21 protein-coding genes and 1 pseudogene are annotated in these 22,642 nt (G+C 52.0%); 9 read left to right on the top strand and 13 right to left on the bottom strand.

Going from position 1 to position 22,642, the window contains the following annotated elements:
* Positions 1–24 precede the first annotated feature (24 nt).
* The 4 genes from ileS to VFT64_02545 all read right to left on the bottom strand — a co-directional run bounded on the left by ileS (position 25) and on the right by VFT64_02545 (position 4,845).
* Entirely contained in the window at positions 25–3,300 is a 3,276-nt protein-coding gene (gene ileS / locus VFT64_02560) for an isoleucine--tRNA ligase (GenBank protein HEU5046703.1), read from the bottom strand.
* Between the two features lie 44 nt (positions 3,301–3,344).
* A complete protein-coding gene (locus tag VFT64_02555) occupies positions 3,345–4,151 on the bottom strand; it encodes a hypothetical protein (GenBank protein ID HEU5046702.1) in 807 nt (268 codons plus the stop codon).
* A gap of 22 nt (positions 4,152–4,173) precedes the next feature.
* The gene (locus VFT64_02550; GenBank protein ID HEU5046701.1) at positions 4,174–4,437 is read right to left on the bottom strand and encodes a DUF2610 domain-containing protein; all 264 of its coding nucleotides are present in this window, start codon (positions 4,435–4,437) and stop codon (positions 4,174–4,176) included.
* A gap of 87 nt (positions 4,438–4,524) precedes the next feature.
* Entirely contained in the window at positions 4,525–4,845 is a 321-nt protein-coding gene (locus VFT64_02545; GenBank protein ID HEU5046700.1) for a DUF1476 domain-containing protein, read from the bottom strand.
* Between the two features lie 77 nt (positions 4,846–4,922).
* Here VFT64_02545 and purC point away from each other — a divergent pair, with 77 nt between their 5' ends.
* The 4 genes from purC to VFT64_02525 all read left to right on the top strand — a co-directional run bounded on the left by purC (position 4,923) and on the right by VFT64_02525 (position 10,169).
* Positions 4,923–5,738 carry a phosphoribosylaminoimidazolesuccinocarboxamide synthase gene (purC, locus tag VFT64_02540; GenBank protein ID HEU5046699.1) on the top strand — a complete coding sequence of 272 codons (816 nt, stop codon included), beginning with the start codon at positions 4,923–4,925 and terminating at the stop codon, positions 5,736–5,738.
* 32 nt (positions 5,739–5,770) lie between these two features.
* Positions 5,771–6,010 carry a phosphoribosylformylglycinamidine synthase subunit PurS gene (purS, locus tag VFT64_02535; protein HEU5046698.1) on the top strand — a complete coding sequence of 80 codons (240 nt, stop codon included), beginning with the start codon at positions 5,771–5,773 and terminating at the stop codon, positions 6,008–6,010.
* Between the two features lie 27 nt (positions 6,011–6,037).
* Positions 6,038–8,119 (top strand): hypothetical protein, encoded by a 2,082-nt coding sequence (locus VFT64_02530; protein ID HEU5046697.1) that lies wholly within the window; start codon positions 6,038–6,040, stop codon positions 8,117–8,119.
* Positions 8,120–8,228: 109 nt separating this feature from the next.
* Positions 8,229–10,169: an NHL repeat-containing protein gene (locus tag VFT64_02525; protein HEU5046696.1), complete on the top strand. Its 1,941-nt coding sequence runs from the start codon at positions 8,229–8,231 to the stop codon at positions 10,167–10,169.
* Between the two features lies 1 nt (position 10,170).
* Here VFT64_02525 and fabG read toward each other — a convergent pair whose 3' ends face one another.
* Complete coding sequence (gene fabG / locus VFT64_02520) at positions 10,171–10,908, bottom strand: 3-oxoacyl-[acyl-carrier-protein] reductase (GenBank protein HEU5046695.1); 738 nt, start codon at positions 10,906–10,908, stop codon at positions 10,171–10,173.
* A gap of 84 nt (positions 10,909–10,992) precedes the next feature.
* On the opposite strand from fabG, the gene VFT64_02515 reads away from it, so the two are divergent.
* The 4 genes from VFT64_02515 (at position 10,993) to VFT64_02500 (ending at position 13,578) form a co-directional block, all read left to right on the top strand.
* Positions 10,993–11,877 carry an alpha/beta hydrolase gene (locus VFT64_02515; protein HEU5046694.1) on the top strand — a complete coding sequence of 295 codons (885 nt, stop codon included), beginning with the start codon at positions 10,993–10,995 and terminating at the stop codon, positions 11,875–11,877.
* A 35-nt stretch (positions 11,878–11,912) separates the two neighbouring features.
* Positions 11,913–12,713, top strand: coding sequence for a protocatechuate 3,4-dioxygenase (locus VFT64_02510; protein ID HEU5046693.1), 801 nt, complete (start codon positions 11,913–11,915; stop codon positions 12,711–12,713).
* A 180-nt stretch (positions 12,714–12,893) separates the two neighbouring features.
* Positions 12,894–13,163 (top strand): hypothetical protein, encoded by a 270-nt coding sequence (locus VFT64_02505; GenBank protein HEU5046692.1) that lies wholly within the window; start codon positions 12,894–12,896, stop codon positions 13,161–13,163.
* A 31-nt stretch (positions 13,164–13,194) separates the two neighbouring features.
* Positions 13,195–13,578 carry a hypothetical protein gene (locus VFT64_02500; GenBank protein HEU5046691.1) on the top strand — a complete coding sequence of 128 codons (384 nt, stop codon included), beginning with the start codon at positions 13,195–13,197 and terminating at the stop codon, positions 13,576–13,578.
* Between the two features lie 35 nt (positions 13,579–13,613).
* Here VFT64_02500 and lpxB read toward each other — a convergent pair whose 3' ends face one another.
* The 8 genes and pseudogenes from lpxB to arsC form a co-directional block, all read right to left on the bottom strand.
* Positions 13,614–14,756, bottom strand: a complete 1,143-nt coding sequence (gene lpxB / locus VFT64_02495; GenBank protein ID HEU5046690.1) for a lipid-A-disaccharide synthase — start codon at positions 14,754–14,756, stop codon at positions 13,614–13,616.
* 90 nt (positions 14,757–14,846) lie between these two features.
* A complete protein-coding gene (gene lpxI / locus VFT64_02490) occupies positions 14,847–15,689 on the bottom strand; it encodes a UDP-2,3-diacylglucosamine diphosphatase LpxI (GenBank protein ID HEU5046689.1) in 843 nt (280 codons plus the stop codon).
* A 36-nt stretch (positions 15,690–15,725) separates the two neighbouring features.
* The gene (gene lpxA / locus VFT64_02485; protein ID HEU5046688.1) at positions 15,726–16,520 is read right to left on the bottom strand and encodes an acyl-ACP--UDP-N-acetylglucosamine O-acyltransferase; all 795 of its coding nucleotides are present in this window, start codon (positions 16,518–16,520) and stop codon (positions 15,726–15,728) included.
* Positions 16,521–16,636: 116 nt separating this feature from the next.
* The gene (gene fabZ, locus VFT64_02480) at positions 16,637–17,110 is read right to left on the bottom strand and encodes a 3-hydroxyacyl-ACP dehydratase FabZ (GenBank protein ID HEU5046687.1); all 474 of its coding nucleotides are present in this window, start codon (positions 17,108–17,110) and stop codon (positions 16,637–16,639) included.
* Between the two features lie 7 nt (positions 17,111–17,117).
* Positions 17,118–18,146 (bottom strand): UDP-3-O-(3-hydroxymyristoyl)glucosamine N-acyltransferase, encoded by a 1,029-nt coding sequence (lpxD, locus tag VFT64_02475; GenBank protein HEU5046686.1) that lies wholly within the window; start codon positions 18,144–18,146, stop codon positions 17,118–17,120.
* 35 nt (positions 18,147–18,181) lie between these two features.
* Positions 18,182–18,739: an OmpH family outer membrane protein gene (locus VFT64_02470; GenBank protein HEU5046685.1), complete on the bottom strand. Its 558-nt coding sequence runs from the start codon at positions 18,737–18,739 to the stop codon at positions 18,182–18,184.
* A 16-nt stretch (positions 18,740–18,755) separates the two neighbouring features.
* The gene (gene bamA / locus VFT64_02465) at positions 18,756–21,077 is read right to left on the bottom strand and encodes an outer membrane protein assembly factor BamA (protein HEU5046684.1); all 2,322 of its coding nucleotides are present in this window, start codon (positions 21,075–21,077) and stop codon (positions 18,756–18,758) included.
* 202 nt (positions 21,078–21,279) lie between these two features.
* A pseudogene (arsC, locus tag VFT64_02460) lies at positions 21,280–21,630 on the bottom strand (arsenate reductase (glutaredoxin)).
* Between the two features lie 159 nt (positions 21,631–21,789).
* Here arsC and VFT64_02455 point away from each other — a divergent pair.
* Positions 21,790–22,632 (top strand): hypothetical protein, encoded by an 843-nt coding sequence (locus tag VFT64_02455; protein HEU5046683.1) that lies wholly within the window; start codon positions 21,790–21,792, stop codon positions 22,630–22,632.
* Positions 22,633–22,642 lie beyond the last annotated feature (10 nt).

The following is a 22,642-nucleotide window of genomic DNA, read 5'->3' as shown; positions in this document are numbered from 1 at the left end:
GTTACGCTCGTTCGTCACTTTCTCTTACGCTGCTACCGCAAAGCCGATGGAGACTTCATGTGCTTCGACCATATCGTTTGCGATATAGGTGCAGCCCTGCATGTCCCCCTGCTCCAGCGATGCCGCCAGCACCTGATCCGCGATATAATGCGAATGGTTCTGCAGTGCCGGCGCCAGCTTATCCGCTACGCGCAGACGCAGATTGATGCGGTCGGTCACGTTCAGCCCAGCGCGCTTGCGCGCTTCCTGCACGAGGCGCACGATATCGCGCGCATAGCCTTCGGCTTCCAGTTCCGGCGTAATATGTGTATCCAGGAGGATTAACGCATCGTTCGTGGAAAGCGGCTGCGCGTTATCCTTATAGTCCGGCTTGGGTTCCAGCAGCAAAGAGAACTCATTCTTTTCCAGCGGCTCCCCGATAATCTCCACGCGCCCATCTTCCAGCAGTTTCCAATCCCCTTTCTTGGAAGCTGGAATGATCTGCTTCATCTTCTCCGGCAGGCGCTTGCCAAGCACAGGGAAATGAATCTGCAGCTTGAAAGCCGCATATTGCGTCAGGTTGCTATCATAGCCGACATCCTTGATATTCACTTCGTCACGGATGATGTTCAATTCTTCCTCGGAGAAGTTCCCTTCCGCAGACACAATTTTCAGCGCTGCGAGCGGCAGCCTCACACGTAGATTCCGCGCATTGCGGATAGCGAGGGCCGCGTTACAGATATCCCGGATCTGGTCCATTCTGCGGATCGCATCACTCTGTTCCTTGCTGGTCTGCGCATAAGCCGGGAAGTCCGCAAGATGCACGCTCTTTTCGCCGGTCAGGCCGCGGTAGATTTCTTCCAGCGTCAACGGCAATAACGGCGCAGCGGCGCGGCACATGATATGCAGCACGGTATAGAGCGTGTTGTAGGCCGAGATTTTATCCTCGTCGCACTCGCTTTTCCAGAAACGTTCCTTGCTGCGACGGATGTACCAATTGTTCAGCGCTTCGAAGAACTGCGTCACAGCTTCGGTCGCACCGGGTGTATCGTAACCGTCAAGCGCCTTGGCAATGGCAGCTACGGCCTGATTGCACTTGGCCAGGATGTAACGGTCCATGATATCTTTGGAATCCGTTTTGAACGCAGCCTTGATACCGTCCGCATTGGCGTAGAGGCAGAAGAAGTTATACGCGTTCCAGATCGGCTTGATCGCAAGGCGTACCATGTCGCGGATGAATTTGCCTTCCGGGTCGACACTCAAATCCTGCCCGCGCATGACGGGAGAAGAAAGCATCAGCCAGCGCAACGCATCGGCGCCAAACTGGTCCATTACCTCACGCGGGTCTTTATAATTCTTGAGACGCTTGGAATATTTCAGCCCCGTCTCCGCATCCAGCACGACGCCGTGGCAGATACAGTTAAGGAATGGCGGGCGGTCGAACAAAGCCGTCGACAGCATGATCAGCGTATTGAACCAGCCGCGCGTCTGGCCAACATATTCTGTGATGAAGTCCGCCGGGAAATGATGCTCGAACCATTCCTTATTTTCGAACGGATAATGCACCTGCGCGAACGGCATGGAGCCGGATTCGAACCAGCAGTCGAACACATCCTCCACACGGCGGTATTCCTCACCGTTTTCGGTGATGACGATTTCGTCAATATAGGGGCGATGCAGGTCGGGCACTTTCTGGCCGCTTGCGGCTTCCAGTTCGGCGATGCTGCCAAATACTTTTATCTTGCCTGATTTGCTTTTCCACAGTGGAATCGGCGTACCCCAGAAACGGTTACGCGAAATGGACCAGTCCGGCGCTGTGGCCAGCATATGCCCCATCTGGCCGTCCTTGACATGCTCGGGAATCCAGTTGATCTTCTGATTAAGCTCCACAGCGCGGTCACGGAACTTGGTCACTTCCACGTACCAGCTCGACACTGCCCTGTAGATCAGCGGTTTGTCCGTGCGCCAGCAATGCGGATAGTTATGCGTGATCTGTTCCTGCTTGATCAGCTGGCCGTGTTTCTTCAGCCATTCGATAATACGCTCATTGGCTTCACCGAATTTATATTCCGCGACATTTTCCTCGATGACGTTCATGCCTTTGAGCGAAAGCTCCGGCAGATCGTAGATTTCATCCGTGAAACGTCCCGCCATATCAACCGGGCAGACGAGGCTGATGCCGTTAGCTTCGCACACGCGCTGATCGTCTTCACCGAAGCCGGGAGCCATATGCACGACGCCGGTACCATCCGTATCGGTAACGAAGTCGCTGCCGTCCAGGATACGGAATGTTCTGCCGGGCTGGTGTTTTTCAAAGTATGGGAAAAGGGGCTTATAGCTTAGCCCCACCAGAACGCTGCCGGGGAACTCGCCAACGGTTTCCGCCGAACCGGGATGCAACTCGTCCGTCACAAGGGCTTTACCGCCCTGCCCTGCGATCTGCTGGAGCAGCGGCGTTTGTGCGATGGCCGCGATGTAGCACGTATCGTCAACGCAGATGGCGGTGTATTTGATATCCTTACCGACTGCCAAAGCGAGGTTGCTCGGCAATGTCCAGGGTGTGGTCGTCCAGGCCAGCACTTTGAATGTCCTGCAACGCGCCAGCACCGGCACGGCTTCGATCAGTTTCTCCGGCACTTTCGCCAGTTCAAACGCAATGGTGATCGCCTTGTCCACGCGCTCGCGGTAAGAATTGTCCAGGCGCGTTTCGAAGTTGGAGAGCGGTGTTTCCGCCGCCCAGCTATATGGCATTACGCGGTAAGCTTCGTATACCAGCCCTTTATCGTAAAGCTGTTTGAAGGCCCAGATGACGGATTCCATATAGTTCTTATCCATCGTCTTGTAGTCGCCTGCAAAGTCCACCCAGCGAGCCTGGCGTGTGACATAATATTCCCATTCATGGGTATATTTCATGACCGAGGTACGGCAGTGTTCATTGAACCTGCCGATGCCGAATTTGGTGATTGCCTGACGACCGGAAATTCCCAGTTCTTTTTCCGACCCCAGTTCCGCCGGAAGACCGTGGCAGTCCCAGCCGAAGCGGCGCTCTACACGCTTGCCCTGCATGGTCTGGTAGCGGGCGAACAGATCCTTCACGAAGCCGGTCAGCAAGTGGCCGTAATGCGGCAAACCGTTAGCAAACGGAGGGCCGTCATAGAAAATGAATTCGTTATTCGCGCCGTCTGCCGTTTGCGGTGCACGCGCTGCAACGGAAGCGGCAAACGTTCCTTCATTTTTCCAGGATTCAAGTATGCGTTCCTCGATTTTAGGAAAATCGGGGTTAGCGTCCACATTCGGGTAATATTTGGTGTTTTCGGTCATAGACCGGCATACTAATCAAAGAAAGGCCGAAAATTCAATGAAAATTATGCTTTACCCTTATTATCGGTGCGGTTCTGACCGAAGGTGATTTCCGGGCCTTCGCTGGCCTTCTGTGCGGCATCGACAAGCTTTTCATGGCTGACTTCGGCGACGGACTTACCCACCATCGTCGTTTCAAGAATTTCGTTCGTATGCTGGGCGGCTGGAAGAAAGCCTTCCTTGTTAAGTCCCACAATGCGAAATACACCGCCAACATTATTGCTCACATTCATCACGGCAGCGGCCAGTTTGCCCTTGGCACCGCCGAGCTTTGCCTGCATCTGTTTTTTGCGGGCCGCAGCCTCCAGCTTAGCAAGGCGCTCCTCAATCTGGCGCGCGACATCCGCCATGGAAGAAACCGTTGTAGGCTGCGCTGTCTGCCGGCTTTCCGCTTCAAGTTGCTGTTTCATCTGCAGCGCTTCGCCCGCACGTCCCATCTTGGACAGCATGTTGATAATATCCACGCGTACACGGCGCTTTGCTTTGCCGAACGCATCCCGTGTCGCCTCAAACAAGGGCGCGATTTCCTGATCCTTCAGCGGATCAATACCATCTTTTACCAATTCCATGACCAGAGCAGCAAACATCTTAGCCGCCTCCAGCATTGCGTCGGCAATTTCCCTGGCGTCCTCATCCACGTCGCGTTTTTCGGTCTTGTTTTCCCCGTTCGCCACGATGCGCAGATGCTTCAATATGTTGCGCGCATGTTCTATCGAAAGTTCCTTGACTTCCTGGCTCAGGGAATCGATGGAGTTGAAACGCCCGACAAAGCGATCGAACTCCTGTGCTGTCTGTAAATAATTAAGGGCCATGGGTCTGTGCTAATCCTAAGGTTTAGGATCCTCCCCCGTCGCCTTCAGAGGCCGAACCGAGTGCATAGACGCATAATTCTTCAAAGGAAACGCCGTTTTCCTTCGAGATATTATGCAGGGTCTGGAAACTATCCATCACTTCCTGCGGAATGTTACCTCCGCGTTCGGTCGAGAGCCAGTGCGCCTGGTTCTGCAGCGGGTGCTTGGACGGTTCCGGCTCCCCCACATAGATATTGAACGGCGCTTTCTGACCGCCGAAATCACAGGGAATGGTAAATTTCTTCATATCCCGGCCCTTTATGCATACGGTGGGCGAAGCAAGCCGCCACACCGCATATTCCTGATTATTTACGTTATAATAGCCGATGTAAGGCTATTTTTCCATCACCTGCTGCCTGGCGTCCTGCAGGAGGTTGTACATTTTCTCACGTATATCGTGGTCCGTCATATGGATATCGTGCGTGAGAAAATCATGGCGGATCTTTTTAAACAGCATTTCTTCGTCATTTTTACCCAGATCGCCTGCAACCAGCTGTTTTTTATATTCTTCTGCCGCTGCTGCCTCCAAAGCCATCTTCTCAATCGCCCATTCCGCCAGAAGTCTATGATATCTGGCATTAATCAGGAATTCCACCTCCTTATCGTGAGCATACTTGTTTTCTTCGGCTTTTTCTTTATTATCGAAGGCAGTCATATTTTCCCTTTCTTATTTTCATTGCCAGTATTATGAAAGACTTTTACATGTCATCCGAACGAACCGCAAGCAGAACAATGAACCGCAGAACACCAATTTACGAAGGCAAAGCCAAGCAACTCTTTGAAGGTCCCGAACCCGGCACACTCATCCAGCACTTTAAAGACGACGCCACCGCTTTCAATAATGCAAAAAAAGGCGTGATTAACGGCAAGGGCGTGCTCAACAACCGCATTTCCGAGTATATCATGCTTAAACTCGGCGAAATCGGCATTCCGACTCATTTCATCCGCATGCTCAACATGCGTGAACAGCTGGTAAAAGCGGTTGAGATCGTACCGCTTGAAGTGATCGTACGCAACGTTGCCGCCGGCAGCTTCGCTACGCGTTTTGGGGTTGAAGAAGGCACGCAGCTCCCTTACCCAATCATCGAATTCTGCCTCAAGAGCGACAAACTGGGCGATCCTATCGTCGCACCAGAAATCATCATTGCGTTCCAGTGGGCACAACCCAATGAACTGGAAGACATCACTTCCATGGCACTGCGCATTAACGACTTCATGAGCGGCCTGTTCCTTGGCGTTGGCATCAAGCTCGTGGATTTCAAAATCGAATTCGGCCGTCTTTACGAAGGCAATACGGTGCAGATCGTCCTTGCGGATGAGATCAGCCCAGACTGCTGCCGCCTGTGGGATTTGAAGACCGGTGAGAAAATGGACAAGGACCGTTTCCGTCGCGACATGGGCAAGGTAGAAGAAGCTTACCGCGAAGTTGCCAGAAGGCTTGGCGTGCTTCCCGGTGAAACCGAAGAGCTGGTAGTGGCGGCAAAGGCCAAAGTTAAAACCAAAGCTAAAGCTAAAGCTAAACCTAAGACGAAAAAGAAAGGCAAGTAGGTTCAGGCCCTCCCTGACCTCGTAGATAGATTATGAAGGCGAAGATCCATATCACTTTGAAAAACGGCGTGCTCGATCCCCAGGGCAAAGCCATCTCCGGCGCGCTCGGCCATCTGGGCTTTCAGGGCATCGGCGATGTCCGCCAAGGCAAGTATATCGAAATCGAACTGAACGGCGCCGACAAACAGAAGGCGCATGATGAAGTTGACTCTATGTGCCGGAAACTGCTCGCTAATACCGTGATCGAGAACTACAACTTTGAGTTGGAGTAATTTTTTCTTGTGCTATAATTCTTAATTATGGCACCGAAAAAAGCGTCTTCAGGATTTACCCTCATACAGATCAGCCTGCTTCTGACGATGGCGTCTTTGGCAGTGGTTGCCACGCTCCCGAGTTCGCGCGCGAAGCTTGACGCCGGGAAAATCAGCGCTGAGAAAATGAACTCCGTGCTGAAGGCAACCCGCCAATATCAGGCCGCTCATGGATTCATTCCCTGCCCAGCCGATCCTAATCTGGCCACAGGAAACAGCAGCTATGGTGTGGCATCCGCAAATTCCGGTGCTACCAGTAACTGCTCCGGCGGTCTTATTTATGCCCCCACCTCCTCTCCCAATCATATTGCCGTCGGCACCGTTCCCGTCAGAACGCTTGGCCTCTCTTCGGATTATGCCGTGGATGGCTTCAACCGGAATATTACCTATGCCGTTGATACCGGCGCAACCGCATGCTGGACTTCCCCCACCATGCAGGGTTCCGTTAAAATCAGTGACAATAACGTTAATTTCAATTCCGTCATTGCACTTGTCAGCCACGGTGCGGATGGTTTCGGCGCATGGCTTCCCCTTCCCGGCACCGGTAGCGGCGCTACTCGCCTGAACACGGGCTCGACCAATAACTCACAGGCCGATAATGCCCAGGTGGCACGCGGCGGAGGGCTTAGCAATAACGGCGCAGCCGCTTCTTTTGTCAACGGCACTCCATCCACCAGCTTCGACGATCAGGTGATCTATCAAACGCCGCTTTTCAATCTGAACTCACTTCCCAATACGATTACGAATATCAGCATTTCGCCGCCTTCCAACGGCTCTTATACCAGCGGTCAAACCTGGACCTTTACCTTAACCACGCCCTATGCCGTCACCGTCACCGGCACCCCTTACCTGCAGCTCACGGCGCTTTCCGGCGGCAATCTTTCGGCGCATGCCACTTATGTCAGCGGCTCCAGCACTTCTACTTCTCTCGTGTTTAAGTACACCATCCTGGCAAGCGACACCGCCCCTAACGGTATCTCGCTTGGCTCCTCAGTGGTAGGAACCACTTCTCCCTGCATCACTTTCAATCCGCCGGATCTGTCGCAGGTTGTTATTGCGTCCACTATCGCCATTGCCAATTTTGGCGGACATTATATTACCGTGATCGACAGCAACGGTAATTTTATCCGTCAGCTGGGTACTACCAATACGAGCGGCACACGTGTTACACGTTTAAAAAGCCCGGCCGGTGTGGCTATCGACAGCGCAGGAAATTACTGGGTCGCCGACACCGGAAATGACCGTGTCTCGGAGTTCGACACCACTGGAACCTGGAAGCGGACCATCGGCGGCAATACAACAGATACATGCGCGGGCTATTATACTACCTCAACAAGTTGTGGCTATGTCAGCGGTACCGCATGTTGCGCGTTTAATGCCACATCATGCACCTGTCACGCCGGCAATGCACTTACTACCCAGTTTGACATGACCACTAACTCCCAGATGTTTTTTGATACGAGCGGTTATTTATGGGTAATGGATGTCGGTGGCACCAACACGCGTCTTGCCAAGTTTGATACCAGCGGTAACTACATGGGCACTACGACCACTTCCATTTCCGGTTATACTTCCGGCGCCGCACTTGATTCCAGCGGTTATCTGTGGATTATGCAGCCAGGCAATAGCGTCTGCCGATTGGCGCGCTGCAATGCGAATGGCAGCGGCTGCGTCTCGCATAGTTCATGCAGCACTGGGGGGACGGCAGGAACATTCTATACTACCGGTAACGGTGATACGGACGAAATCGCCATTGATTCTGGTGGTAATATCTGGGTAACGGACGAAAGCAATTGCCAGGTGCAAAAATACAATCCCACTACAGATAGCTGGAGCATACCCTTTACATTTTCACTTGCAGACTGCTCCCCGGGAAGCGGCGTAGGCCCAGCTGGCATTGCCATAGACAGCAACGGCTATATATGGGTTGCTAACGATAATAACAATTATGTTTATCAGCTCAAGCAAGATGGCACCATTTTGCAAAAAGTGGGGCATGGCTCGACGGGCACGACCGGCAGCACACCGATCAATCTGAGTAATCCCTATCAGATTTATATAAGCCGTTAGCCGTATTAAAGCGGTATAAACAATAACCTCAAGCCGTCCAAGGGCTTATTTTCATGAGAAAATAATATCTTAGAGTGTATTTTCTCTCTATGTATGCTATTATAGGACGATGATGGATTACAAACATTCCTCTGGTTTCACCTTACTGCAAATCAGCATCCTGCTGACAGTTGCTTCCTTAGTGGTCGTTGCGACGCTTCCCAGTACCCGTAGCGCATTACGCTCCAATGAAATGGGAACACAGAAAATGGAAGCCATACTCTCCGCAGTGAGACAATACGAAGCATCTCATGGTTATGTTCCCTGCCCCGCCGACCCTAACCTTGCTGTCGGCAATACGGCATACGGAATGGCTTCCGCCAATTCCGGCGCGAGCAGCAATTGCTCCGGCGGCAGCATTTATGCTGTTACCTCTTCGCCCAATCATGTCGCTATCGGCATGGTTCCTGTCAGAACGCTCGGCCTTGCCAGCAGCTACGCATTGGATAGTTACGGCAGAGATATTACTTACACTGTGGATACGGGCGCAACAGCATGCTGGACTTCTACCACACAACAAGGTTCCATCACGGTCAATGATAACGGCCATAGCCGTAATGCTGTCCTTGCTCTTATCAGCCATGGTGCAGATGGTTACGGTGCATGGCTTCCCCTTCCCGGCACCGGTAGCGGCACGACGCGTCTGAATTCCGGCTCTACCGATACTTCTCAGGCAGACAACGCACAGGTAGCCCATGGCGGCGGACTTACCAATAACACGGCTTTTGCCTCTTTTGTCATTAAGCCGGCGACATCCACATTCGACGATCTGGTGGTGTATAAAACGCAGCAATGGGATTTAAGGCAGATTCCCATGATGGAAACCGCTTCCATCACACCGCCTTCCAATAATACTTATAGCACAGGAGCCGTGCTCACCTTTACGCTTGCCTTCTCCTCCCCTGTGACGGTCACCGGCACGCCCCGCCTCGTGCTTAGTGCGCTAGGAACAGGCTCTATAGGTACCAGTAACACGGCCTATGCCAATTACGTTAGCGGCAGCGGCAGTAACGCACTCATCTTCACCTACACTGTGCCCTCGGCTGATTGGGCTCCGAGTGGCATTTCCCTGTCCAGCTCCATCAGCCTCAATGGCGGCAGTATAACTCGCAATGGCGTAAGCCAGTGCATCTATTTTTCTCCGCCGGACCTGTCGCAGGTAGTGATCGACGATTTTCTCTGGGTAGCCGATTGCGGCAATAACCGCATATTGAAATTATCCTCCTCCGGTGCGTATGTTTCTACCTTCGCTACCGGCCTTAATCAGCCCAATGCCGTAGCGGTTGACGGCAATGGCAATGTGTGGGTCGGCGATAGCGGCAATAACCGCCTCATCAAATATGACTATAACGGGAATGTCTTATTAACGACCGGCAGCACCGGAACCGGCAACGGGCAGTTTACCGTAGGCACGAACGTACAGCAGCTTGCCATTGACAGCAGCAACAATGTCTGGGCGACGGATTATGGCAATAATCGCGTGGAAGAATTCAACGGCAGCACCGGTGCCTATATGAATAAGATTTCGCTGACCAATTCTCCTTCCGGGGTGGCAATCGATAACTCCGGCAACATATGGATTATCTCCCCTAACGACACGCAGATCAAACGCTGCACATCGGTCAGCTCCTGCGCATTCGTCAGTGGCATTAGTTTCAGCAATGTAAGCGGCCTTGATTATTCCGATTATATTACCGTTGACCGTAGCGGCGTCATCTGGGCTTCCGACGAGGGCAACTGCAAAGTCTATAAATTCAATTCTTCGGGTTCCTACAGCGGCACTTTACCGGGCTCGGTATTCAGCTGCACCGGCGGCCGCGGCGTGGACGGGCTCGGTTTCGACCGCAGCAATACCCTCTGGGGAGCGGATGAATATTCAACCTCGAGCTATATTTATAATATCACGCCCGCTACAGGAGCGCTGATAAAAACAATCGGCACAGCTGCAGCCGGTTCCGGCACATCACCGCTTCAGTTCTACTATCCGCAGAATATTTTCTTCGGCAGATAGGCTACACCATCAAAAGGCCGCCATTAACGTGTAGGGTCTGCCCTGTGATATAGGCGGCTGCCTCGCTTGCCAGGAACAGCACGCTGCCTGCCACATCTTCCGGAAGACCGAAACGCGCCGCCGGAATGTTGTTCGTAATGCGTTTCTGCTGTTCTTCATTGAGCGCGTCCGTCATGGCGGTCTTTATGAATCCCGGCGCAACGCAGTTTACCGTCACATTTCTGCTGGCTACTTCCTGCGCGATCGCTTTCGTCATACCGGCGATACCTGCTTTGGAGGCACAATAATTCGCCTGGCCGGGATTGCCCATGGTGCCCACGATGGATGTGATATTAATAATGCGGCCATTGCGGCGTTTCAGCATTCCCTTCATGGCAGCGCGAACGAGACGGAACGTGGCTGTCAGATTGACGTCGATCACCTGCTGCCATTCCTCATCCTTCATGCGCATGCTGAGATTATCGCGCGTGACGCCCGCATTGCAGACAAGGATATCGATTTGACCAAGAGCTGCTTCCGATTCCTTGATCAGCGCTTCGATAGAAGCACCGTCAGACAGGTTACAGGTGATGGGGGTTGCTGCACCGCCCAGTTCCGCATTCAGCGCATCCAGCGCTTCCTTACGGGTACCGGAAATTACAAGCTTTGCGCCATTGTTATGCAGCGCCTTTGCGATAGCACCACCGATGCCGCCCGAAGCGCCGGTCACCAGCGCGGTTTTGCCTGTCAGATTCATCATAAGCCATTATTCTCTTTATTAAGTTGGACGCTCAATTTATATTGGGCTTATAGCACAGTCCGGCCAATATCCCAGAGAAAATTTATGCCTCCGGAACCCCGTTATATTACCCTGTCAGAACCTGCTAATGAAGCGCAACCACGCCATATCGCCTACTATGAATTCGGGGACCCGTCTAACCCTAACGTCATCCTCTGTTCGCACGGGCTTTCACGCAATGGGCTGGACTTTGAACGGCTCGCGATCAGGCTGGCTCCGCGTTACCGGGTTTTATGCCCGGATATGGCCGGACGCGGCTATAGCGACTGGCTGATCCGCAAATCCGATTACAGCTACACTACTTATTTTAACGATACGCTCGCACTGCTCACACATTTGAATATCGCCCAGGTGGACTGGATAGGCACTTCCATGGGCGGCATACTCGGCATGATGCTGGCCAGCGCCCAGCCGGGGCGGATCAAGCGCATGGTGCTTAACGATGTCGGCAAAATCGTTTCTGCCGCAGGGCTCAAACGCATTATGGGCTACGTGGGCGTTTCCGGTAATTTCGCGAACCGGGAAGAAGCCAATGCTGCGTTGCGCAAGAACGCAGCAACCTTCGGGGTTAAATCCGAAGAGGATTGGGCATTTATGTTCAACACCACTTATAAAGCGCTTTCCGATGGGCAATATGCGCTGCGTTACGACCCGGATATCAGCATTCCCTTCCGCGAAAGCGCTGTTAAAGACGAGGAGATCAAGGATATCGATCTTTCGCCCTTCTGGAACGCCGTTACCTGTCCGGTTCTGATATTGCGCGGCGGCAATTCGGATATTCTTTCCCGGGAGACGGCACAGGCCATGCGCAGCGAGAAAAACAATGTGACACTTACCGAAGTTGAGGGAGTCGGACACGCTCCGGCATTAATCGACGATTTTCAGATCAAGACGGTAACGGATTGGCTTGACATTAAAACCCAGTACTGAGATGTTTTATAAGCTATTATATTATGAGTGCAAAGATGAGAAAAATTCCGCTGCTGCTTGTATCGCTCCTTCCGTTTTCTGCTATGGCTGCCGACATCAGTCTTCCCAGCAGCACCCCGCAGCAATGCCCCGTAGGGTGTCAGGCAGCTCCTGTAGCCAAGCCTGCTCATAAAGCACATAAAAAGAAACATGCGAAGCATCACCGCAAACATCACGCGGCAGCAGAAAAGATGCAGACGCGCATTCCCGACATGAACAGCAAATGCCATCCGACTCCATCGCTCAGCGGCAGCAATGGCGGCGGTTATCCGGGCCGGGAATCCATCATCACCTCCAACAATCTGGCCTTACCTGCAGGCAAATCCATTTATGCTTCCGGGCAGAAAGTTTATGTTCGCGGTCACGTACTGGATAGGAACTGCGTACCGATCAGCGATGCCATTGTGGAATTGTGGCAGGCTAATGCCGATGGCAAATACCTCACCGAGCCGCTGGGCGACCGTCTCAGCCCCTACCCCGGTTTTGCCGGTTCGGGCCGTGCGGTTACCGATAATCTCGGTAATTTCAGCTTCATCACTTTATTCCCCGGCCAGGAAGACGCAAAACACGCACCGCACCTGCATTTCCGCATTACGCATGGTAATTATCCGCTCGTGAATACGGAGGTCTTCTTCGCAGGTGACAGCCGCAATGACAGCGACAAATCGCTCCAGACCTTACCTGAACCTGTGCGCGGTGCATTGCTGGCCACCGTAGCGCCGCTGAATAACGACAATGCGCTCGAAGTCAAATGGGATGTCGTGCTAGACGGTGTCAATCCTTACCGGACCTACTAAGGCTTTTTTGAATAGCTTTAGTGTCTTTTCCAGCTTTTCTGCCAATCGTGCTTCCTGCTGTTTATGGGTTCTTTATGCTATCACCCCATGCGGCGTCTCGTTTCTTATAATGGCTAGTGATAAGCTTTTGTAGTATCGCAGTTATGTGATGCAGAACTTACCCGTAAAGGAGGAATATTTATGTTATCAGCCGCTACCAAAGAAAATGCAAATGAGGTTAAATCCGATGTCCGGAAAACCGTTAACAGCGCCAAGCGCGATGCGGAAAACGATCTGGAGGCTTTTGCCCATAACACAGGGCGTAAAGCGCGTCATTATTTTGAATCGGCGAGCGAGCATCTTGCAGATACGGCTCATCTGGTGGAAGACGAAATCAGGGACAATCCTATGCGTTCCACGTTACTGGCGTTGGGAGCAGGGTTTCTGCTAGGCGCTCTTTTTCGCCGCTAAGCGCGTGCCGCAACAGACTCGATACGGCCCTATGCTGGAAAAAGTTGCAGGTATTCTGCTATTCAATAAGACCGTTGCAGCCAGCAGCCGCCTGATTCACAAACTGGTGGTGAGCCTTGCAGTGGTCTTTATTTTAGCGCTTATTACCAGCGCGCTTGTAGCGTTGCTGGTGTGTGGTGCTTTATATGCGGTTTACCAGGCACTCATCCTGCACGGAGTAACACCCGGCACGGCGCTTGCCTTGGTAGGGGGCCTGATAATTGCCTTGCTTGTGGCTATTGTGACAACAGGCATATTATATGTTCACCGCTTACGCAAACCATCCGGTCATGGGCTTGACTCGCTTTCCGAACGAGCCATGTCCATTGCCAACGCTTTTATGGATGGCATGCTCGATGAGCATAAAAGAAGATAGTGATGAGATAAGCCGCTTCCTATTCAGGGAGCGGCTTATTTAATGTGTTTTGATTGATCCAGTTCCGCCAATACCGCTTCCGCAGCCATTTTATCAGGCGGTTCGGTATTATTTCCGCGCAGAGCACGGATAGCCCTTTCATACCCTTCCTTCTGCCTCTGCATCATTTCAGATGCCGCTAATGTCCGCAGTGCCGACGTAATTTCCGTGACCGTGCAACGCTCTTGTAAGAGCTCAGGAATCACTTCCTCATTTAGCGCAATATTGGCAAGGCTTACATACTTTATCAGGATCATTTTCTTCAGCAGCCAGGCGGAAAGCGCGCTCACTTTATGCGCTACGACAGTCGGCACCAGACTTGCCGCAAGCTCCAGCGTCACTGTACCGGATTTACTGAGCGCCAGCGTTGCCGCTGCGAACGCATCCTGTTTTTCCTGCACATCGCACACCACCACATCTTGCGGCACATTCTCTGCAATATAACGCTTCACCTGCGCTCCGGCCATGACCACTATTTTGTAACCTGCCATTGCTTTTGCCGCTTCCATGAAGATCGGCAAATGGCGCTGTACCTCACCCCGCCTGCTGCCCGGTAGTACAAGCAGAACCGACTCATCTGCAGCTATGTTGTGGCGGTTGCGGAATGCGGCAGCATCACCTTTATTTTCTTGCCAGAGGACGGGATGGCCCACGAAGTTCGTTTGCAGTCCTTCTTTTTCAAAATAAGGCGGTTCAAACGGCAATACTGCCAGCAGCCGGTCAAACAGGCGGGCGGTTTTTGCAGCCCGTTCCGGCTTATACGCCCATACGCTCGGCGCGACATAGTGAATACGTTTGATGTCCTGTGTATGCAGGTTCTTCCTGAGCATATCTGCAAGCCGGAAGTTAAAGCCGGGAGAATCTATCGTTACGACCAGATCGGGCTGTTTTGCGGCGATATCCTGCGCCGTTTCCCGAAGGAGCCGCAGGAATTTCGGAATATGTGGCAGCACTTCCATAAACCCCATTACGGATAAGGCTTCATAAGGAAACAGGCTTTGCAGACCAGCAGCACGCATCGCGTTTCCGCCCACTCCGGCAAAACGTACATCCGGGCGGACAGTATGGATCGCATGCATCAGGCTCGCGCCCAATGCATCGCCCGATGCTTCGCCTGCAATGAGATATATGACCGGCATACTGTATTTGTAGGTGAATGCCTCTTAAACACAAGATAAAACAAGCGCAGCTAAAAGGAGAATATTTAAGTGTATTTATTCAGCTGGTACCTAGTCACCCAGTGAGAACCCGATGACAAAGAGTCCCAGCGAATCGGCCAGCCTGATAACTTCGCGCCTGTTCACGATAAGCGAGTGTTTCGCTTCGACAGCAATACCGCTGAATCCCGCTCTGTGGATCAGCATGATTGTCTGTTCGCCGATAGTTGGTAGATCTACACGCTCTTCCTGTATGGGTTTCCTGGCTTTCACCAGCACACCGCCCTTACCATCGCCTTTAATGGCCGCACAACGTTCGATCAATGCGTCTGTGCCTTCTGCTGCTTCAATGCCCAGCACCAGACCGTTCTTTACTATCACCGCCTGGCCGACATCGAACTCTCCGATTGCACGGACGAGCTTCGCCCCCAATTCAATATCCTTGCGGGCCTGTTTATCCGGAATATGCTGACCGAGCGGCCCCTGCGGCGCGATTAGCTCTTCCATAACCTCTTCACTGCCGATAATGCGAAAGCCGTGCTCTTCAAGGAAGGCCACAATCGTTTTGAATATGGCGGCGTCGCCACCGAAAATTGAAAAACCGAGCTTGGCTACCAGGCGCGCACCTACTGCATCCGGACGCAGAGCCGAAATTGCAGGACGGTTAATTTTTCCTGCCAGCACCAGATCCTTCACACCTGCCGATTTCAGCGCCTCAATGGCCGTGCCTACTGCACCGAGATTAATCCAGATATGCGGAACGTTTTCTATCGTCTGCTGGTCTGTATCACCCTCAATGGCCACCACGAATACCTCGCGACTGCTACGCGCACAGCGCTCTATCATCTGGCGCGGCAATCCTCCGCTGCCTGCTATGATGCCCAGCGGAGCCTGGGATTGGGGAGTGGTGTCCATAAGCGCGATATCCTGTCCTGACGCACTTGCGTCCGGTTACGACATTTTGGGAGTGCACAGCGAACGTGTGCCTTTGTCTTCCATGAAGCTGATAATTTCCTGCACGGGCGCAAATTTCTGGAATGTTTCCTGCACCTGCGTGGAACGTTCGAACAATGTGCCCTTGTCGGCATCGAACAGCATTTTGTACGCCGTCCTGAGCGCATGAATGGTCTCACGGTCGAAATTACGACGTTTCAGGCCGACAAGATTCAGGCCCGCCAAGGATGCACGTTCACCTATGACCGAACCGTAAGGAATGACGTCATTTTCGACGCCGGACATACCGCCCACAATTGCATGCCTGCCGATGCGCACGAACTGGTGCACTGCCGCCAGACCGCCGATAATGGCAAAATCATCCACCGTCACATGTCCACCCAGCGTCGCATTATTGGCGAGGATAACATTGTTACCGACGCGGCAATCATGCGCCACGTGCGCGCCGACCATGAAGAGGCAGTTATCGCCGACCTGTGTCAGCATGCCACCACCCTGTGTGCCGGGATTCATGGTCACATGCTCACGGATCATGTTATTCTTGCCGATTACAAGGCGAGATTTTTCTCCCTTGTATTTCAGATCCTGGGGCGCATGACCTATGGAAGCAAACGGGAAAATTTTCGTATTCTGGCCGATTTCCGTGCAACCGCTCACGGATACGTGGGATACCAACTCGACACCGCTGCTCAATGTTGCTTCCGCTCCCACAACGCAGAACGCTCCCACTTTTACATCGGGGGCCAGTTTTGCGCCGTCTTCAATCACGGCGGTGGGATGTATATTCGTCATTTATTTTACCTTATCGAAACCGTTTCCATGTGCGCACTCTAGTCAGCGCGACAGACTGCTGCAAATCACAAGTTATTGCATTATATTACAATCGAAGAAACCAGCGTGAGAGCCGGTTATTCCACAATCATTGCGCTGATGGTCGCTTCCGCTACCTTGCCGTTGGCTGTATGCGCCTCACACATGAACTTCCAGACATTGCCGCGGCTTTTCGCCTTCTGCACGTGAATCTCCAGCGTATCCCCCGGCACAACAGGCTTGCGGAATTTCGCCTCTTCGATCGACATGAAATAGACCAGCTTGCCTTCTGCCTGCTCCCCAATCGTATGTACGACCAGCAGCGCGGAAGTCTGCGCCATCGCTTCGATAATCAGAACGCCAGGCATGATCGGTTTCTGCGGGAAGTGGCCCACGAAATGCGGTTCGTTGAAAGTGACATTCTTGATGCCTGTGGCCGATTCACCTTCCACGATGTTAATGACCTTATCCACCAGCAGAAACGGATAACGGTGCGGAATCATCCGCATAATGCGATCGATATCCAGCGATGCGCCGCCTTTATGCCCCGCTCCGTATTCAACTTTTTTCATGGTCTCTTCAGTCATTTTCCGCTCCTTTTCTTTTTGCAAGCCGCGCCACCGCGATGGTCTGGCGATGCCAATCTTTTACCGGTACGGCAGGTGAACCGCCGTAAGCCGCCTTGTCCGGAATATCCGTCATGACGCCGCCCTGTGCCGCAACCCTTGCGCCGTTTCCGATCCGCAAATGTCCCGCAATGCCGCCCTGGCCGCCGATCATGACGCCTGCACCGATATGCGTGCTGCCGGAAATACCGACCTGCGACACAATGATGGAATATCTTCCTATCGTGACGTTATGCCCTATCTGCACGAGATTGTCGATTTTCGTTCCCTGCCCGATTACTGTGTCCGGCCCGGCGCCGCGATCGATACATGTTCCGGAACCGATCTCGACATTATCCTCGATCACAACGCGTCCGAGCTGCGGCACCTTGATGGGGCCGGTCCTGCCCAACGCGAAGCCGAATCCGTCCTGCCCTATATGCACGCCGCGATGGATAATCACATTTTCTCCCACCAGGCAATGGCTCAGGGTGGAATTTGCCCCGATAGAGCTGTTACGACCTATCGTTACGCCCGCCCCGATGACCGCTCCTGCGCCGATATGGCAATGCTCGCCTATCTCTGCCCGCTCCCCTATCACGGCAAAGGGATCGATGACGCAGTTATTACCGACTTTCGCGGAAGATGCGATAGAGGCCTGCCCGGATATATGCCCTATTGCCGGGAGCAAGGGATAGAACTGCTGTGCCGCCAGCGCATAAGCGCTGTAAGGTTCCGCACATACCAGCAAGGTCATGCTTTCCGGCGCCTGTTTGATATGCTTGGCATGAACAAAACATGCACCTGCGGCCGATTTCCGGAACGAATCAATATATTTGACATTGTCGAGAAAACTAACTTCGTTCCCCGATGCCTTATCCAGAGGCGCCACATCGCTAAGCGGCTTCGCAGCATCGCCGCCGACGATTTCAGCGCCGGTCAGTCCGGCTATCTGCGCGATAGTGAACGGACCGGCGTTATTAAAAAAACGTGGATCTGCCATATGCTCTCCCGGCTATTCAGTGATAGCCAGGCTTATTATTCCGCATTCAGAGAAGACGGGGATTTAAATTTCACCGTCACCTTCGGCAGGTTCTTATCCAGCTGGTCGAGCACCTCGTTTGTGATGTCGAGTTTGGAATCCGCATACAGCAGCGCCGTATTCGGCAGGACTGCGCTATAGCCTTTGTCCTTTGAGATCTTGCTGACAATATCGAATACCGCTTTCTGAAGTTCGGTCAGGGAGGTCTGCTTGGCATTTTCCAGCACGAAACCTTTTTCCTGCGCATCTTTCTGCGCTTCGGTTTCCTTAGCATGGAATGCTTTTACTTTTTTATCGAATGCGGATGCGGACAGAACGCTCTGCTCTTTGCTCAGCTCCTGACCCATTTTCTGGAGTGATTCTTCCTTCTTGCCGACTTCCGAGCGGAAGGTTTTCTGCTTGGCTTCCAGCTGTTCCTTAATGGACTTGCCGGCGCTCGACTTGTTCATGATGTCCTGAACATTCACATAGGCAATGTTGTCCGCATAGGACGTTGCGGCAAATGCCATGATCCCGGCTGCAACCGTGGAAGAAATGAGGGTACGAAAACGCATAAAATTACCTTTCTTATTAGAATCTTGTACCGAAGTTAAACTGGAATATCTGGGTGGAGTCATATTTCTCTTTAATCAGTGCCGGCGACAGGTTGACACGGATCGGCCCAAACGGCGATGACCAGGACACTCCCACACCTGCCGACATTCTGATTGCAGACGGATCCACTACGCCCGGTCCGCTTTCTTGTACATCCCACAAGCTACCAGCGTCAACAAATATCGACCCCAGGAAGCCCAGGTCGTCCGGCAGGCCGAGCGGGAACGTCAGCTCAGGCGTGATGGTGTAATACATGTTACCGCCAAGCGAATCGCCCGTCGTGCTGGCATGCGGGCCAATACCGTAGGGTTCAAAGCCGCGGAACGAGTCACCGCCGAGGAAGAACCTGTCTTCAATGCGGATATCCTGACCCAGGCCGAAGATATAACCGCCAGCACCGCTGAGCGAGAAGGTCCATTTCGGCGCGACCGGATAATAATATGAGGCGTGCACTTCGGTACGCAGATATTTCGCGTCGCCGCCGAGACCGGCCACATCGTTATTCAGGCGGAAATATTCACCCGTTGTCGGGGTAAATTTATTGTCGCGATTGTCATAGGACAGTGCCTGACCGACAGACGATTCCGTCCAGGTTCCGGCCTGGTCCACAATGAAGGTCGATGCGCCTGCCTGAATGTTCGTGATGTCGGTCTGCTTGATCGTATAGTTCAGCATCTGCTTCCACTGTTCGGACAATGCATAGCCCATACGCAGCTTCAGACCCGTTGTCGTAGAGTCATATGGAATGCCGGTATAGGTATAGAGTTCCGTCCTGAACAGATCGAACCCGGCAGCCAGCTCACGGTCCATGAAATAGGGCTCTGTGAAGCTGATGTCATATTGCTGGTCGACCGCAGACACCGCTGCATTGAAGCGCAGATCCTGGCCGCGTCCGAGCAGGTTGGTCTCCTTAATGCCGAACTGAGCCAGCGGACCTTCGGTGGTCGAGAAACCGCCGCCGATGGAAATTTCACCGGTGGATTTTTCCTGTACCTGTACGTTGATAACGACCTTATCCGGTGAGTCACCCGGAGAAGTGGAGATCTTCACCTTCTCGAAGAAGCCCAGATTGTTCAGGCGCTGTTCGGAACGCGCGATCTTCGACGTGCTGTACGGATCGCCTTCCGCAAGGCGGAATTCGCGGCGGATCACTTCATCCAGCGTGCGCACGTTACCGATAATGTTAATCTTTTCCACATAAACGCGCGGGCCTTCCTTGATGGCGTAGGTTACATCAATGGTGCGCTTTTTGGGATCACGCTTGAGGCGCGGATCGATATCAACGAATGCAAAACCGCGATTGCCCAACTCTTTGGTCAGTGCATCAATCGTGCTTTCGAGCTTACTGGAATTATAGATCTCTCCCTGCTTGGTCTGCAGCTTATCCTGCAGCTCAGCTACATTTACGCCCTTCAGACCGGAAACGATCTGGACATTGCCGAAATCATAACGCTTGCCTTCTTCCACGGTGAAGGTCACATAAAACGCGTCTTTCTCCGGGGAAAGCTCGGCAATCGCGGATTTCACCTGGAAGTCGGCAAAGCCTGCTGAGGTATAGAAACGGCGCAGCAATTCCTGGTCATACTGCAGACGCTGCTGGTCGTATTTGTCGTCACTGGTGAAGAACTTATACCAGCGGGTTTCTTCGGTGCGGATGACTTTTTCCAGCGTGTTATTGTCGAAGTTCTCATTTCCGATGAAAGAGATTTTCTGTACTTTCGCTACCGGTCCTTCCTGGATTTCATACACCAGGTTCAGGCGGTTCTGATCCAGCTCGATTACTTTCGGGTTCACCTGCGCGGAATAACGGCCGCCGCGACGGTAGATATCCAGAATTCTTTTAACGTCGTTCTGCAATTTCGTGCGCGTGTAGATCGAACGCGCCTTCAGTTCCAGCTCCGCGTTCAAATCCTTGTCTTCAACTTCTTTGTTCCCTTCGAAAACCACTTTGTTTACCAGCGGGTTTTCGATGACATTCACCACCAGGTCAACCTGGCCTTCTGCGGCATTGGAGCGGTCAATATTCGCATCTGCAAAAAAGCCGGTAGCAAAGAGGTTCTTCAGAGCCGTATCCACATCGTACTGGGAAACATGCTCACCTTCTCTCAGGCCGAGATAAGTCAGGATAGTAGATTCCTCAATGCGCTGATTGCCCTTGATTTCAATGCGGCGAAGCACCTGCCCCTGCGATGGCTGCCCCGCTTCCTGCGCCAGCGTACTGTCCGCCTGGGCATATGCATTTGTGCTGACCAATGTCAGCGCTGCAGCAGTCATCATAATGATTTTGAAAGATCGCATTATATTTCCACATCCTGCAAGTTATACGCAGCTATTCATGGTGGAAAACCGGCGTGAAATCAAGCTGTAATTCACTGACGGAATGCAGACCGTCTCCATATATAGTGAAACAGGCCGCTAAATTATACCTATTGGTTTATAATATAAATAATTTTAATATTAATATTAGAGGTAATTAATTGATGGAAGTCCAGAAACGCTAGGGTAATATCTCCAGTACTTTTTCCTTGGGTCGACATAGACGAACACCGCGCGGCGTAGTAACGATCGGCCTGTTCATTAAAACCGGATGCTGCGCCATAAAATCGAGGAGTTCATCGTCGCTCCATTTCGGATCCGCAAGCCCCAGAGTTTCATACGGCTCGGAGTTCTGACGCAACACTTCCCGCACACTCAACCCACTTTGCTTTACCAGTCTGGCAAGTTCAGCACGGCTGGGCGGATTTTTTAAATACTCAACAACCTGCGGCTCTACGCCTGTGTTACGTATCATTTCCAGCACATTGCGTGACGTGCTGCACGCCGGATTGTGATAAATCGTGACTGCGGACATGGTTCTTCCCCTGTATACTTAATCTTTTACAGATAGGTTTGTACAAAATTATTTTTTGCAATTCCAGCCCTACCGGCATTACGCCGGGAGAATTCAACAAGCATTAATTAATCCTTAATATTATTCCTTTAATATAACTTTTAACATGCGGAAAATATAATGAGCTTTTTAGATAAAATATTAAAACGAAACGATAATAATAATGAGCTTTCGAGTTTAGATAAGGCTCTTGCAGCATTTAATGGCAGAATCAAATATATAGATGGTCAGCCTTACGCCGAGCACTTATTGGAATTAACGCAGATTCCGGATACAGATAGCCAATATAGTATAAGGATCTCTTATACAAACAAGAAGATAGAAGCGAGACGGATGGCTCCTAGGGATAAGGACATAGAACATAATCAAGCCAAAACGGACCAATTCATATCGTCTGTAGAAACCTTTCTAGAACAGGCCGGAATCAACGCAAATAAACAAGATTTCAAAGATCAGAATCATACAGGCGTAGAAATTACTTTCTCTGCGGACACTATGCAATTGAGAAAATTAACGAATAAAGTCAGCGATGCATATGCCGATTTGGATAAGGATGAAGAAGGACAAAATTATTATTACTCTAGGACAGCCCTACCTACGGGCAATCAATTCGATCATAAATATATTGAAGCAGCAAGAGATGCGGCGGTAAAACTGGCTGGAGTACTGGCCGGTGAGGAGACCGACATCCAGGCCAGTGTTGCAGGCACTCAAAGACGATCTGAACCGACTGATCGTATTATTACTCTAACATTACACGACCCGGATGCCGTCGTGGAAGCAGGTCTCAGAGAGGCGCTAGGCAGAGACGGAATCTCCGTTAAAAAAAATGGCGATACCAGTGTAATTACCATTCATGCATCACATCCGGACAATAAGGGGTTTGGCGGTATTATGCGACATGCCACATTAGCCCTGCAGGAACGTGGCATAGATATTGAGATGCAGCAGCGTAAACGGTAATACACTAAGC

This window comes from Rickettsiales bacterium (genome assembly GCA_035765535.1).
Classification (GTDB): Bacteria; Pseudomonadota; Alphaproteobacteria; order Rickettsiales; family JABCZZ01; genus JABCZZ01.
Note: the sequence above shows the minus strand (reverse complement) of the source record. Positions and strands in the feature narration are given on the sequence as shown.